The organism is Mycobacterium sp. E796 (assembly GCF_001672815.1).
Lineage (GTDB): Bacteria > Actinomycetota > Actinomycetes > Mycobacteriales > Mycobacteriaceae > Mycobacterium.
Window position 1 is genome coordinate 1 of record NZ_LZKK01000263.1, and the last position, 13,503, is coordinate 13,503.

13 protein-coding genes and 2 pseudogenes are annotated in these 13,503 nt (G+C 69.9%); 9 read left to right on the forward strand and 6 right to left on the reverse strand.

The window, feature by feature from the left end; translation table 11 throughout:
• From A5706_RS33745 to A5706_RS20445, 4 genes and pseudogenes are all read left to right on the forward strand, one after another.
• Positions 1-643 (forward strand): annotated as a pseudogene (locus tag A5706_RS33745) (hypothetical protein); the annotation flags it as partial.
• Positions 640-2,097, forward strand: coding sequence for an acyl-CoA reductase (locus A5706_RS20435; protein WP_082964513.1), 1,458 nt, complete (start codon positions 640-642; stop codon positions 2,095-2,097). The pseudogene A5706_RS33745 and the gene A5706_RS20435, both read left to right, overlap by 4 nt.
• Complete coding sequence (locus A5706_RS20440) at positions 2,094-3,026, forward strand: SDR family NAD(P)-dependent oxidoreductase (protein WP_068134454.1); 933 nt, start codon at positions 2,094-2,096, stop codon at positions 3,024-3,026. Before A5706_RS20435 ends, A5706_RS20440 begins: the two co-directional genes overlap by 4 nt.
• Complete coding sequence (locus A5706_RS20445; protein ID WP_068134436.1) at positions 3,023-3,595, forward strand: TetR/AcrR family transcriptional regulator; 573 nt, start codon at positions 3,023-3,025, stop codon at positions 3,593-3,595. Before A5706_RS20440 ends, A5706_RS20445 begins: the two co-directional genes overlap by 4 nt.
• A gap of 9 nt (positions 3,596-3,604) precedes the next feature.
• Here A5706_RS20445 and A5706_RS20450 read toward each other — a convergent pair whose 3' ends face one another.
• From A5706_RS20450 to A5706_RS20475, 6 genes are read right to left on the reverse strand one after another with little or no spacing between them, the layout of a single operon-like run.
• Complete coding sequence (locus A5706_RS20450) at positions 3,605-4,423, reverse strand: enoyl-CoA hydratase-related protein (RefSeq protein WP_068134437.1); 819 nt, start codon at positions 4,421-4,423, stop codon at positions 3,605-3,607.
• Positions 4,424-4,434: 11 nt separating this feature from the next.
• On the reverse strand, positions 4,435-5,082 hold the full coding sequence (locus A5706_RS20455) for an LON peptidase substrate-binding domain-containing protein (protein WP_068134438.1): 648 nt from the start codon (positions 5,080-5,082) through the stop codon (positions 4,435-4,437).
• Between the two features lie 4 nt (positions 5,083-5,086).
• Positions 5,087-6,217 carry a glutamate--cysteine ligase gene (locus tag A5706_RS20460; RefSeq protein WP_082964514.1) on the reverse strand — a complete coding sequence of 377 codons (1,131 nt, stop codon included), beginning with the start codon at positions 6,215-6,217 and terminating at the stop codon, positions 5,087-5,089.
• Complete coding sequence (locus tag A5706_RS20465) at positions 6,207-6,914, reverse strand: superoxide dismutase family protein (RefSeq protein WP_068134444.1); 708 nt, start codon at positions 6,912-6,914, stop codon at positions 6,207-6,209. The genes A5706_RS20460 and A5706_RS20465 overlap by 11 nt, the downstream gene beginning before the upstream one ends.
• A 46-nt stretch (positions 6,915-6,960) precedes the next feature.
• Entirely contained in the window at positions 6,961-7,437 is a 477-nt protein-coding gene (locus A5706_RS20470) for a LytR C-terminal domain-containing protein (protein ID WP_068134449.1), read from the reverse strand.
• 19 nt (positions 7,438-7,456) lie between these two features.
• A complete protein-coding gene (locus A5706_RS20475) occupies positions 7,457-7,765 on the reverse strand; it encodes a DUF3263 domain-containing protein (protein WP_066931013.1) in 309 nt (102 codons plus the stop codon).
• A gap of 216 nt (positions 7,766-7,981) precedes the next feature.
• On the opposite strand from A5706_RS20475, the gene A5706_RS20480 reads away from it, so the two are divergent.
• The 5 genes and pseudogenes from A5706_RS20480 to A5706_RS20500 all read left to right on the forward strand — a co-directional run.
• The gene (locus A5706_RS20480; RefSeq protein ID WP_068111428.1) at positions 7,982-8,575 is read left to right on the forward strand and encodes a peptide deformylase; all 594 of its coding nucleotides are present in this window, start codon (positions 7,982-7,984) and stop codon (positions 8,573-8,575) included.
• A complete protein-coding gene (locus A5706_RS20485; RefSeq protein ID WP_068134451.1) occupies positions 8,575-9,327 on the forward strand; it encodes a GCN5 family acetyltransferase in 753 nt (250 codons plus the stop codon). Before A5706_RS20480 ends, A5706_RS20485 begins: the two co-directional genes overlap by 1 nt.
• Before the next feature lie 17 nt (positions 9,328-9,344).
• Complete coding sequence (locus A5706_RS20490) at positions 9,345-10,151, forward strand: exodeoxyribonuclease III (protein ID WP_197517905.1); 807 nt, start codon at positions 9,345-9,347, stop codon at positions 10,149-10,151.
• Positions 10,152-10,327: 176 nt separating this feature from the next.
• Positions 10,328-10,768, forward strand: a complete 441-nt coding sequence (locus A5706_RS20495) for a hypothetical protein (protein ID WP_068134461.1) — start codon at positions 10,328-10,330, stop codon at positions 10,766-10,768.
• An 18-nt stretch (positions 10,769-10,786) separates the two neighbouring features.
• Positions 10,787-13,503 (forward strand): annotated as a pseudogene (locus A5706_RS20500) (heavy metal translocating P-type ATPase); the annotation flags it as partial.

Here is a 13,503-nt window from a genome sequence, read left to right on the forward strand (position 1 = left end):
GTTCGTCGCCATGCAGGCGCGCCAAGCCCAGGACATGGACGCGTTCTTCGCCCGCATCACCGAACAACTGCGCGGCAAGCGGGTGTTCATGACCAGCACCTTCCACGTGATGTACGACATCGCCAGGGCCGGCCTGGAGCGCGGAGTACGCAATGTCTTCGCGCCCGACTCGGCGATCCTCACCGGTGGCGGGATGAAAGGCGTTGCGCTGCCGGACGATTTCATGGACGTCATCAAGGACTTCCTCGGCGTCGACCGGATCCAGATCGGTTACGGCTTCTCCGAGTCAAGCACCTTTCATTGGGGTTGCAGCGAGGGTCGCTACCACGTCGCACCCTGGGTCATCCCGTTCGTCCTCGATCCCGACACCAGCGAGCCGCTCCCCCGCACCGGGGTGCAGACCGGCCGCGCGGCCGTTTACGACATCCTGCTGCGCGCGCACTGGGGCGGCGTCATCTCCGGCGACGAGGTGACGATCGACTGGGACCGGCGGTGCCCCTGCGGGCAGGCGAGCCTCGCGTTCGAAAAGGACATCATGCGCTACAGCGAAAAGAAAGGGATCGAAGACGACCGGATCACCTGCGCCGCAACACAAGAGGTGCACGACGAGGCGGTCAACTTCATGAAGGGCGTGGACCTGTGATCGCCTACACCGTCCCGCTGTTCTTGCGCGGACGGGTCATCACCGACGACCTCGTTGGGTTCGACACCCGCCGCGGTGCCGCGCAGTTTCAGGCACCGGACATGCGCAAGTACGTCGAGCAGCTGCCGCTCAAAAGCCCCGCGGAGATGACCGACCTCTACGGGGTCGGCTTTGACGAGATCCTCGACGTGCTCCAGGCGCTGGGCGACGCCCTTGACTTCGAGTCCAATGCCCACCTGCAGGAGGCGTACGAAGCGTCGCTGGTGGCCAACGTGTTGCCGGCCGACATGCTGCAGAACAGCTATCGCGTTCTGCGGCCACTCTTTTCCCGCGATAACGTCACCGAAATCGCCGACAGCCAGGTCGGGCTGGACTACCTCAACGGATGGGTCCCGCACAAACTGCGCGACGGCCGCGAACTGCGCGTGCGGGCCTTCGGTTCCCGCGTCCTGCACATCCCGGCGGGCAACGGCGGGCTGGTCTCGGCCGTGACGATCCTGCGTTCAGTGATCACCCGGTCCGACGTGATCGTCAAGGCGCCGTCCAACGATCCGCTGACCGCGATCGCGATCGCGCGCACCCTGGCCGACGTCGCGCCGGATCACCCGATCACCCGGCACCTGGCGGTGGGGTATTGGAAGGGCGGCGACGTGGCCGTCGAAGAGGCCCTCTACCAACCGCATCACATCGAAAAGATCGTGGCGTGGGGAGGATTGGCGTCCGTCAAGCACGTAACCCGTTACATTCAGCCCGGTTTGGAGCTCATCGCTCTCGACCCTAAGCGCAGCGCCACCATCATCGGACGCGAGGCGTTCGCCGACGAACACACCATGCGCGAGGTGGCCCGCCGCACCGCGACGGACATCGGCGTCGCCAACCAGGAAGGCTGCGCCAACGCCCGGGTCATCTACGTGCTCAGCGGGACGGATGCCGTGGGGCTGGCCAACGCCAACCGGTTCGGCGAATTGGTCTACCGGGAGCTGGTGGCGTTGCCCGCGGTTGTCAGCACCCCGCCGCGGTATCCGAGCCGCGAGCTGCTGGATCACTTGGAATCCTCGCGCATGGCCGACGATTTCTACCGCGTCATCGGCGGCGAGCGGCGCGAGGGCGCCATCGTCGTCTCGCAGTTCGATCAGCCCGTGGACTACTCGCCGATGCTGTCCGGGCGGGTGGCTAACATCGTCCCGGTGGACGACATCGACCAGGTCACGGCGGCGGTGAACTCCTATACGCAGACGATCGGCATTTACCCGGAGTCCCTCAAGCGTCGGCTGCGAAACACGTTGCCGCTGTTCGGCGCCCAGCGGCTGACCAGCCTGGGCTACGCCTGCAGTGTTGCGGTCGCCGCGCCGCAGGACGCCCTCGAGCCGATCCGGCGGATGTGCAAATGGATCGTCGACGAGGAATGCGACCCGGACGTGGTCATTCCGCTGTGGCGGTTGGCACCGGCATGACGGAACGCCCGACGGCCATGCAGGTCGTCGACGGAATCGACCTGTCGGGCAAGACGTGCGTCGTCACCGGCGCGTCCTCGGGGTTGGGCCGCGAGTCGGCGCGCGCGCTGGCCGCCGCCGGCGCGCACGTCGTCCTGGCCGCCCGCAACCGCGATGCCTTGGCGCAGACTTCCCAGTGGATAGCGAACCAGGTGCCCGACGCCCGGACATCGACGGTGGAGCTCGAACTCACGTCGCTGGCCAGTGTCCGCGCGGCGGCGAGCACCATCCGCGATATCGCGCCGGTCATAGACGTCTTGATGAACAACGCCGGGGTCATGTTCACGCCGTTCGGCCGGACCCGCGACGGATTCGAAACGCAGATCGGCACAAACCATTTCGGGCATTTCGAACTCACCCGGCTGCTGGTGCCGCAACTGGCCGCCGCAGAGGGCGCGCGAATCGTCATCCTGTCCTCCGGCGGCCACGTCATGGGCGACGTCGACTTCGACGACCCCCACTGGGAGAGCAGGCAGTACGACAAGTTCGTCGCCTACGGCGCGTCGAAGACGGCGAACATCCTTCATGCGATCGAAGCGGACCGACGCCTCCGCGAGTCTGGCATCCGCGCCTACGCCGTCCACCCCGGCACCGTGGCCACCTCCCTGGCGCGGTACATGTCCCGCGCGGACTTCTCCGAGCTGCGAACGATGGTCGCCGCGCGCGCCGCCGCCCGCGGCGAACCGAGCGACGGCTCGCTGGAGCTCGCCACGCCCGAACAGGGCGCGGCCACCCAGGTGTGGGCCGCGGTCAGCCCGGACCTGGCGGACAAGGGGGCGCTGTACCTGCAAGACTGCGGGGTCAGCGACGCGGTCGCGCCCCACGCGCGCGACGAACAGCGCGCGGCGGACTGGTGGATCCTCTCCGAGAAGTTGTGTGACAGAACGTGAACAGACACCAGCGGCGAAAGCTCGAGGTGCGGGACAAAATCCTCTCGGCCGCCTTCGAGCTGTTCCTGCGGAAGGGCGTTGCGGCCACGACCATCGAGGAAATCTGCGAGAGCGCCGACGTCGCCAATCGAACGTTCTTCAACCACTTCGCGACCCGTCAGGACATGATCCGGGCGCTGGCGGAGCGGCGGCTGCTCAACCTGCACGACGTTGTGTTCGACCGCGGCGATCAACCCATCCCGGCGCGCCTGGCCGGCGTATTCGACGACATCGCCACCACGCTCGTCGGATCGGGCGACACCTACCGCGAGCTGATCGGGGAGATGCTGGCCACCAGCGGCTACGGCATCCAGCGTGGTTTCAACCTGCACGACACCTTCGTCGAGCTGATCAAGGAGGGCGTCGCGCGCGGAGAGGTCAATCCGCGACACGACGCAGAAACCCTGGCCGACATCATCGTTGGCGCCCTGTCCGGGGGCATCGTCAACTGGACGGTCGACCGGACGTATTCGTTGGAGACCAACCTCCACAACCTCGGTGTCGCGCTCGCCGAATTGCTGAGCGTCTGAGGCACCCGCTCATGGCTCCGGCAGCGGCGTCCAGTCGGCCGACAGCCGGGAGCTGAACCGCGGCGGCCGCCGATCCAGGAACGCGGTGACCCCCTCGCGGGCGTCGGCGGTGCCCATCACGCGGTGGTGCAGCTGGGTTTCCAGCGACGCGACCTGCCGGGGGCTGTAGTTGTGGACGGCGCTGTCCCACAGCAGCCGCTTGCACAACGCCGCGGACATCGGCGCCACGTGTGCCGCGATGTCGCGGGCCATCTCCACCGCGGACTCGAGCACCCGCTCGGCCGGCAGTGCCCGGTTCGCGACACCGAGCGCCACCGCCTCGGTGCCTAAGAAGGTGCGGCCCGTGAGCAGCACCTCGGCGGCCACCCCCAGGGTGGCCAGATGGGCCAGCGTCCAGTGCGACATGCAGTCGGGTATGACTCCCCGGCGCACTTGCACCACACCGTATTTGGCGTCCTCGGCGACCACGCGGATGTCGGCCTGCAGCGCGATCGTCAGGCCGATCCCGATCGCGTGGCCGTTGAGCGCGGCGATCACCGGCTTGCGCAGCTCGAAGGCGGGCGGGTCGATCGGCGACGCCGAGAAGCCGCTGTCGTCCGCCGGCGCGTCGAACGGCGAAATGTTGCCCGAGAAATCCGCCCCGACGCAAAACGCCCTGCCCGCACCGGTCACGACGATGGCGCGGACGTCGTCGTCGGCGTCGCAGTCGCGGTATGCCCGGCTCAGCAGCGCGCCCATCTCGGCGGTGTAGGCGTTGAGATGATCGGGGCGATTCAGCGTCAGCACCGCCACGCCCTGGTCGATGTCGATCGTCACGTCGGCGCTCATCGCCTTGCCCCCTATTCGGACAGCTGGAACTCCACCATGTCGGCAAGCGCGTCCACGGCCTCGCTGAGCGCGGTGAAGCGATCGGCGGCCGACGGCGCCGACAGCACGGCATAGCGGTCGGCCGCGCCGACCGGGATGCGAGATGCCAACGCGAACAGGCGTTGTCCGGCGTCGGCGGCGTCGCCCTCGCGGTAGCCCAGCAGCACCTCGCGCCCCGGCAGGCGAGCGTCGCGGGCCTCGGCGATCCGCTCGAACAGGGCGATCACCCGATCCTCGAGCTCGCGCAGCCGCGCCCCGGACACCGGGTCGCCGGGTTCGTCCGGCCACAGGGCCACTGTCGCGCGCGGATACGGGTCGTCGGGCAACCACTCCCGCACCCGGATCCGCTCGCCGGTCCGGCAGCGCAGCGCGTACCGGCCGGCGCCGAGGTCGGCGTGTTCGTCGATGCGCGACAGGACCCCGACGTCACAGCGCGCGTCGCCGCCGCCGACCTCGCGACCCTGCGCGATCAGCACGACGCCGAACGGTTCGTCGTCGGCGAGGCAGCGCCGCACCAATTCGCCGTAACGGGGCTCGAAGATGCGCAACGGCAACTCCTGGTCGGGCAGCAGCGCCGACTCCAGCGGAAACATCGCCAGCTCAAGGGGTTCGGGATCCATGATCCTAAATATCCAGCTCGGCTACCAGCGCGTCGACGACCGCGCGCAGGTCGCCGTCGTGCTCCTCGGCCACCCGCCGCTGCCGCTGATACGACGCCCCGCCTTGGCAAATGTCGGCGACCGCGGCCAGTTCGTCGGCGCAATGCAGCGACTTCGCGATGGGTTCCAGCCGGGTCAGCACGTCGTCGAGGTCCTCGGTGACCAGCCGCTCGTTGCTCTCGGCGTCCAGGATGATCACCGCGTCCAGGCCGTATCGCGCCGCGCGCCACTTGTTCTCCTGGACATGCCACGGCGGCATGATCGGCAACGAGTCGCCGGCGTCCAGCCGGCGGTCCAGGTCCACCACCAGGCAGTGCGTCAACGCGACCAGCGCGCCGAGTTCACGCAGGTTGGGCACGCCGTCGCAGACCCGCACCTCGAGCGTGCCCAGGTGCGGCGAAGGCCTGATGTCCCAACGGATTTCGTCCATGTGGTCGATGATGCCGGTCTTCTTCTGGTCGTAGACGAAGCCTTCGAACTCGGCCCAGGTCTGAAAGTGGAACGGCAGCCCGGCCGTCGGCAGCTGCTGGAACATCATCGCGCGATTGCTCGCGTACCCGGTGTCCTCCCCGGCCCACCACGGCGACGACGCCGACAGCGCCAACAGGTGCGGGTAGTAGTTGAGCAGCGATGTCATGATCGGCATCACCTTGTTGGCCGACGAGATCCCCACGTGCACATGGACTCCCCAGATCAGCATCTGCCGGCCCCACCACTGGGTGCGCTTGATCAGCTCGGCGTAGCGCGGCGCGTCGGTGAGCTTCTGCGCGGACCACTTGGCGAACGGGTGGGTGCCCGCGCAGAACAGCTCCATGCCGCGGTCGCGGACGATCTTGCGGGCCGGGCCCAAGGTGTCGCGCAGGTCTCCCATCGCCTCCGCGGCACACTCACAGATACCGCTGACCACCTCGACGGTGTTGCGCAGCAATTCCTTGTGCACGCGCGGGTTTTGGCCGATCTCGGCGATCACGGCGGGGGCTTCGTTGCTCAGGTCGCGGGTCTGCGCGTCGATGAGCGCGAACTCCCATTCCACGCCGATGGTCGGCCGCGGTGAGCGGGCGAAATCGATGTGAGCGCGGGACCTGCTAGCCGGCACCGATGACACCGCACGCCACCCGCTTGCCGGCGTCACCGGTCGTCATCGTCGTCTGGTCGGGGCCCGGCGTTCCGTTGGTCTGGTTGTAGCGATCCGATGGGATGTTGGCGAAATTGTCTGCGCCGGCGTGGATCACGATCGCGGTCTTCTCGCCGGTCAGCAGGTCCTCCATGGCGAAGGCGTCGGTGGTCGTCACCAGCATCCCGACCCCGTCCTTGCGGACCTGCAGCGAGGTCAGGTCGCCGCTCTCCGGTGTCCCGGAATGCCCGGGCACCTGGAAATGTCCGCCGGCGGACAGGAAGTCGCCGGGCGCGCCGCCGGTCGGGGCCGTCGAATTGGCCTCGCACTTGCCGACCTTGTGGATGTGTACGCCGTGAAAGCCGGGTGTCAGGTGGCCGGCGCCGCTCGTCGCGATCGTGATGGTGGCATAGCCGTTGCTGAAGTCGAACTTCGCGGTCGCCACCTCGACCCCGTCGGGCCCCTTCAGCCGGGTGATGATGCTGCGCCCCGCGGGCTGCTGTTGCTGATCGCCCTCGGCGCCCGCGCCGGCCGTCGGCGCGCTCGACCCGGTCCACACCGCCGGCGTGGTGCCGGGGACCGACGAGGCGTGCTGGGGCGATGCGCACGCGCCCACCAAGGCGACGCAACCCACCGCGAATAGGGCGGGTATGGCGGCGGCGTTGCGGTGCTTAGGCATAGCGAGAGCCTATCCCGAGCACCCCCGAATTTCCGAGCAGCGACCCTCAGCCCGTCACCAGGACGATGACGCCGGGCGGCTGGTCCTTGAGCGCCGGAATCCGCGGCTGGACGGGCGCTCCCAGCTTCTGGCCCACCGCGTCGGCGGTGGCGTGCTCGCCCTCGGCGTCGGTGTAGTACACCGTCGTCGCCGTCACGTCGGGGATCGTCAGGTTGCCGACGTCGGTCACCTTGAACCCGGCGGAGGTGAGCTGATCCTTGGTCTTTGCGGCGACACCCTCTTTGGACGAGATGTTGTAGACGTGCACCTCGGCCTGGTTCGCGGGGGCGCTGCTGGTGGCGGCCGACGAGGTGGTGGTGGTGCTGGTGACGCTGGACGCCGCCGAGGCCGACTCGTCATCGGACTTCCCCGAGGAACTGAGCGCCTGCCACCCGAGCAGCAGGAAGATGACGCCCAGGAACAACAGCACCATCACCATGGCCCGAAGGGGAAGGCCCGTGGAGTCGGGCACGCGCTCTTTCATCGTGCCCCACTGTAGCGAGTTAGGTCACCTCGAAGCCGAGGCGGCGCGCGGCCCGCGCCTTCTGCCGGCTGGCGCGCAGCCGCCGCAGCCGCTTCACCAGCATCGGGTCGGCGGCGAGCGCCTCGGGCCGATCGACCAGCGCGTTGAGCACCTGGTAGTAGCGCGTCGCCGACATCGAGAACAGCTCCTTGATGGCGTCCTCTTTCACCCCGGCGTACTTCCACCACTGGCGCTCGAATGCCAGGATGTCGTGCTCGCGACGGGTGAGGCCATCGGCGATTTCAGCGTCGTCCCCCGATCGATTTGCCCGCGCCATGGCGCTGTCCATATCCGCTTCCCCTGGACCCTTCCGGCGATTCTCAACGTGCTCGAATGACTTGACTTACGTAGGCGTTCGTAGGCGTTTTCAAGGGCATGTTTCGCGCGAATATTGAACCACGCCGCGAACCCTCAAGCCGTAATGCAGACCCGCGAGTCGGCCGATTCGCTGTGATTGCCCGGCTCCCCCGGAGGCCGCAGTGTGCCCCGAATAAGCTGACCGATCATGGCAGTCGTACCCATACGCATCGTCGGAGACCCGGTCCTGCACGCCCCGACGACGCCGGTGGCCGTCGCCGCCGACGGTTCGCTGCCGGCCGAGCTGCCCGAGCTGATCGCCACCATGTACGACACCATGGACGCCGCGCACGGCGTCGGGCTCGCCGCCAACCAGATCGGATACGGTCTGCGGCTCTTCGTCTACGACTGCTCCGAGGACCGCGGGCTGACCGACCGCCGCCGCGGCGTCGTCATCAACCCGGTCCTGGAGACCTCCGAGATTCCCGAGACCATGCCCGACCCGGGTGACGACGACGAGGGCTGCCTGTCGGTTCCGGGCGAGTCGTTCCCCACCGGCCGGGCGAAGTGGGCGCGGGTGACCGGGCTCGACGCCGACGGCAGCCCGATCGCCATCGAGGGCACCGGCCTGTTCGCCCGGATGCTGCAGCACGAAACCGGGCACCTGGACGGCTTCCTGTACCTGGATCGCCTCATCGGCCGGCACGCGCGCGCCGCGAAACGCGCCGTGAAGTCACACGGTTGGGGCGTGCCGGGACTGTCGTGGCTGCCCGGCGAGGGGCCGGACCCGTTCGGTCACTGATGGTCTCGTGGCCGGACCTGGGAACGCGGGTGACGGTTCGCTATCGGCTCCCCGCCGGATCCGTTCCGCCGCTGACCGATGCGGTCGGACACCTGCTGGCGGTCGATCCGCTGGTGCGGGTGCGGACGAAAACGGGCGCGGTGGTGCAGTTCGCGCCCGCCGACGTCGTCGCGCTGCGGGCGCTGACCGACGCGCCGGTGCGCACCTCCGACATCCGGGCGATCGAGCATATCGCCGCCGCGGCCTGGCCTGGCGCCGAACAGGCCTGGGTCGACGGCTGGCTGCTCCGCGCCGGCCCCGGGGCCTTCGCGGATTCGGCTGTACCCCTTGATGTTTCGGCTAGATTGACCGCCGTCCCGGCGATCGTCGACTGGTATCGGCGGCGCGACCTGACACCGCGGCTGGCCATCCCCGAGCGCTTGCTCCCGATCCCGCCCGGCGTGCCGAGCGAACGCACCGAACAGATCCAGGTGCGCGACCTCTCGGGCGTGACGCCGGGACAACGGCGCGACGGAGGCTGGCAGGCGGCGGTCACCGAAGCGCCCGACGGCACCCGGTGGCTGTGCCTGGCGGCCGACGGCCCGGCACCTCCGGAGTGCGAGACGCTGTTGGCCTGGGGCGCCGGCCAAGGGGCGACCCGCGGTTGCCTGCAGATCGCCGACGACGACGCCGACAACCTCGCCCGGGCCGCGGCGCTCGGCTTCCGGCTGCACCACCGCCGCCGCTACATCCGGGCGATCGATACCGTCTAGCAATGCCCACCGGCACGTTGCGCCTGGCCACGTGGAACGTGAATTCGATTCGCACGCGCCTCGACCGCGTCCTCGACTGGCTGGCCCGCGCCGACGTCGACGTGCTCGCCATGCAGGAGACCAAGTGCGCCGACGGCCAGTTCCCCACCCTGCCGTTCTTCGAACTCGGCTACGAGGTCACACATGTCGGCTTCAACCAGTGGAACGGCGTGGCGATCGCCTCACGCGTCGGCCTCGACGATGTCGCGATCGGCTTCGAGGGTCAGCCCACCTGGACGTCCAAGCCGGAGGTGGCCGCCACGGCGGAGGCCCGCGCCCTGGGCGCCACCTGCGCCGGCGTGCGGGTGTGGAGCCTGTACGTGCCCAACGGCCGCGCCGTCGGCGACCCGCACTACGCCTACAAGCTGGATTGGCTTGCCGCGCTGCGGGATACGGCGGCGGGGTGGCTGCGCGACGACCCCGATGCACCGATCGCGCTGGTCGGCGACTGGAACATCGCGCCGACGGACGAGGACGTGTGGAGCGCCGAATACTATGCCGGCGCCACGCACGTCTCGGAGCCCGAGCGCCGCGCGTTCGACGCCATCGTCGACGCGCAATTCACGGACGTGGTAAGGCCTTTCACCCCCGGGCCCGGCGTCTACACCTACTGGGACTACACCCAGCTGCGGTTTCCGAAAAACCGGGGCATGCGCATCGACTTCATCCTCGCGTCACCGGCATTGGCCGGCCGCGTCACCGGTGCGCAGATCGCCCGCGACGAACGCAAGGGCAAGGCCCCGAGCGATCACGCACCGGTGCTGGTCGATGTGAGCCAGGTTTAAGCTCCATGTGAGCCCGGTTGAAGAAGTTGCTCGTTGTACGCGCGTTTGTAACGTGGCAGGCTTTCGCCCTATAGATGCAGAGAACAATTTCGTTGTTGCTGTTAACCTCGCGTTCAACGGGTATACGGGTTGCCACGCGGTTCCCAGTGAGAGCGATGAGATACCAGGGAGTGATCATGGGTGTCGTCGGCGGGGCAGTACGCAACGTGGGCAGGACGGTGGGTCGTGCGGCGGACGCCACCACGGCTGCCGCGGGCGCCGTGGGTGGCGCCGCGGTCAACGGCGTCGTCGGCGGTGTAACAGGAGCCGCCGAGGGCATCAAGCGCGGGATCAACAGCGGCAGTCACTCGACGCCCGCGGCCGCGTTGGCGCTCGGCGCGATCGGCGTGGCCGGACTAGTCGAGTGGCCGGTGCTGCTGGCCGTCGGGGGTGGGGCGCTCCTGTTGCACAGGATGAATCGCAAACCCCAGAACGGCGCCGCGCCGAAGGCGAACCTCAAGCCGGTACCCTCCGAGCCGTCGAAGAAGACGGCGCCACAGAAGGCCGCCGCCAAGCCGGCCGCCAAGAAGGCGGCCGGGCGCCGCGCCGGTGCCGCCGAGCTGCGCAGCACCAACTAACAATCGTCCGGGGAGCCCTTGAGCATTGTCACGTCGCTACCACGATCGACGCCGCTGCGGGCTCTCACCGGACTGGCACAAGAGGCCCTTCACATCGCGGCGATTCCGCTGCGCGAAGGCGCCAGGGCGCTCACCGGCGACCTCCCCGCCGAAACGCTGAGCCGGCGCTGTTGGCGCGGCGAGCAGCGCGCCTGGATAGAGGTGCGCGGTCTCGCAGACGCGAATGACGGCGAATTGGGCCGGGCCGTGCTCGGCGGGCTGCGCGACCATCCCGGCGTCACGTCGGCCAGCCTGAACCACCCGCTGTCGCGCGTCGTCGTCACCCTCGGCGATCCGGACACCTCGCTGCGTGACCTGTGCCGCGTTGTGGAGGACGCCGAAAAACGTTGCCGCTCAACCAACAGGGCGCCCGGGACGGCTTTGCCGGGCGACGGCGTGGTCGCGGCGACCCGGGCCGTGACCGTGGCCGCCAACGCGGCCGGGCTGGGCATCGCGCTGGCCGGGCGCGCCCTGCACTGGCCGCGGCTGCCGATCGGGATCCAGGCGCCCGTCGTGGCGATCGACTACCAGCCCTGGCTGCGGCGCCTGATCGAGGACCGCATCGGCGGACCCGCGACCGACACCATGCTGACACTGGCCATGACGGCCGCGGAAACCGTCACGCTCGCGCCGGCGTCGCTGTCGGTGGGCCTGCTGATGCAGTCGCTGAAGGCCGCCGAATGCCGCGCCGAGGCCCGCGCCTGGCGACGGCACGAACCCGAGCTGGCCCACCACGCCGACCAGCCGCCTGGCGACGCGTCGTCGCCGCGGCCGCCGCGGGCCCGGGTGGTGGAACGCGGCGCAGCCGGCCGCTTCGCTCTCATCCAGGCGCTCGGCGCGGGCCTGGTCGCCGCCACCACCCGCAACCCGAACATGGCCGCCACCGCCGTTCTGGTGACCGCCCCCAAGGCCAGCCGGACCACGCCGGAGGCGTTCGCCGCCGCCCTGGGACGCGGGTTGGCCGACCGGCACGCCGTCCTGTCGCTGCGGCCCGACGCGCTGCGCCGCCTGGACCGCGTCGACGCGATCGTCATCGACCCACGGGTGCTGTGCACCACCGGCATGCGGGTCGCGCGCATCCGCGGCGCCGACGATCGTGAGCTGTCCGCCGCGTGGAACCGCGCCCAGCTGGTGCTGCAGAACAACGGCCAACGGCCGGGCTGGCACCGGGTGCCCGGGATGTCGGCCAGCGAGCCGGGCGCCGCGGTCGAGGCGCTGTTCCGCCCCTCCCACGACCCGCTGGCGTCGGCCGTGGTCGCCGAGGCGCACCGCACGGGAGCGGAGCTGGTGTCGGTCGACGTCGACTCCTTGGGCGAGCTGCGCCCCGCGTTCGACGAGATCACCCCGCTCGCCAACGGCTCGATGGACGACGCGCTCGCGCGTGCAGTCGCGGACCTGCAACGGCAGGGCCGAACCGTCGCCCTGCTGTCATCGTCTGGCGCACAAGCGCTTTCGTCGGCCGACGTGGCGCTGGGCGTGCTGCCGCAGCCCGGCGCCGGCCCGCCGCCCTGGTGCGCGGACCTGCTGCTGCCCGACCTTGCGGCCGCCTGGCGGGTGCTGCACGCGCTTCCCGCGGCCAGGGCCGCCACCCAGCGCGGGGTCGGGATATCGGCCGGCGCGACGGCCATGGGATCGCTGCTGATGATCCCGGGCGTCCGCGGCCTGGGCCCCGGACCGGTGACCACCGGCGCCGCGGCGGGCGCGCTGTCCGGCTACCTGCTGGCCCGCGGGATCATGACGGCGGAGGCGCCGCGGCCGGCGGCCGTTCACGAATGGCACGCGATGTCCGTCGAGCAGGTGCGCAAGGCCCTGCCCCACCCGGCCGCGGAGGCCCCGCCCGAAGGGCGGGTCGAAGCGCCCCCGAATGCCGCGTGGCAGCTCGTCAAGGCGGTGCGCGCCGAGCTGACCGACCCGCTGACCCCGGTGCTGGCGCTCGGGTCGGCGGCCAGCGCGGTGCTCGGTTCGCCCGTCGACGCCGTCCTGGTGTTCTCGGTCTTGACCGGCAACTCGATCCTGGCGGCCAGCCAGCGGCTGCGCGCCGAGAACCGCCTCGACCGCCTGCTGGCACAGCAGATCCCGCCGGCCCGCAGGGTCGACACCGGTCCGGACGGCGAGCGCAGCTACACCGACGTCATCGCCGCGCAGCTGCGACCCGGCGACGTCATCGAGATCCGGACGCACGAGGTGGTGCCCGCCGACGCGCGGATCCTCGAGGAGGTCGACGTCGAGGTCGACGAGTCGACGTTGACCGGCGAGTCGCTGTCGGTGGAGAAGCAGGTCGACGCCACGCCGGGCGCCGACCTCGCCGAGCGTCGCTGCATGCTGTACGCCGGGACCACCGTCGTGGCGGGCACCGCGGTCGCCGTGGTGACCGCGGTCGGCGCCGACACCCAGGAGCGCCGCGCCGCCGAGCTCGTGTCCGGCGACACCGCGTCCGACATCGGCCTGCAACACCAGCTCAGCCAGCTCACCAACCGGGCCTTCCCCGTCAGCGTCACCGGCGGCGCGCTGGTCGGCGGGCTCGGGATGTTGCGCGGAACGGGCCTGCGCCAGGCGGTGGCCAGCGGCATCGCCATCGCCGTCGCCGCGGTCCCCGAAGGGATGCCCCTGGTGGCGACGCTGGCGCAGTCGGCGTCCGCGCGACGGCTGACGAAGTTCGGCGCGCTGGTCCGCGTTCCGCGTTCGGTGGAGGCGCT

What these genes read in the sequence shown, in the direction of transcription:
- A5706_RS20475 (WP_066931013.1), bottom strand. Translation starts at nt 7,765, where the DNA reads ATGGACAGCGCCATGGCGCGGGCAAATCGATCGGGGGACGACGCTGAA.
- A5706_RS20485 (WP_068134451.1), top strand. Translation starts at nt 8,575, where the DNA reads ATGGTCTCGTGGCCGGACCTGGGAACGCGGGTGACGGTTCGCTATCGG.
- A5706_RS20450 (WP_068134437.1), bottom strand. Translation starts at nt 4,423, where the DNA reads ATGAGCGCCGACGTGACGATCGACATCGACCAGGGCGTGGCGGTGCTG.
- A5706_RS20480 (WP_068111428.1), top strand. Translation starts at nt 7,982, where the DNA reads ATGGCAGTCGTACCCATACGCATCGTCGGAGACCCGGTCCTGCACGCC.
- A5706_RS20455 (WP_068134438.1), bottom strand. Translation starts at nt 5,082, where the DNA reads ATGGATCCCGAACCCCTTGAGCTGGCGATGTTTCCGCTGGAGTCGGCG.
- A5706_RS20495 (WP_068134461.1), top strand. Translation starts at nt 10,328, where the DNA reads ATGGGTGTCGTCGGCGGGGCAGTACGCAACGTGGGCAGGACGGTGGGT.
- A5706_RS20465 (WP_068134444.1), bottom strand. Translation starts at nt 6,914, where the DNA reads ATGCCTAAGCACCGCAACGCCGCCGCCATACCCGCCCTATTCGCGGTG.
- A5706_RS20440 (WP_068134454.1), top strand. Translation starts at nt 2,094, where the DNA reads ATGACGGAACGCCCGACGGCCATGCAGGTCGTCGACGGAATCGACCTG.
- A5706_RS20470 (WP_068134449.1), bottom strand. Translation starts at nt 7,437, where the DNA reads ATGAAAGAGCGCGTGCCCGACTCCACGGGCCTTCCCCTTCGGGCCATG.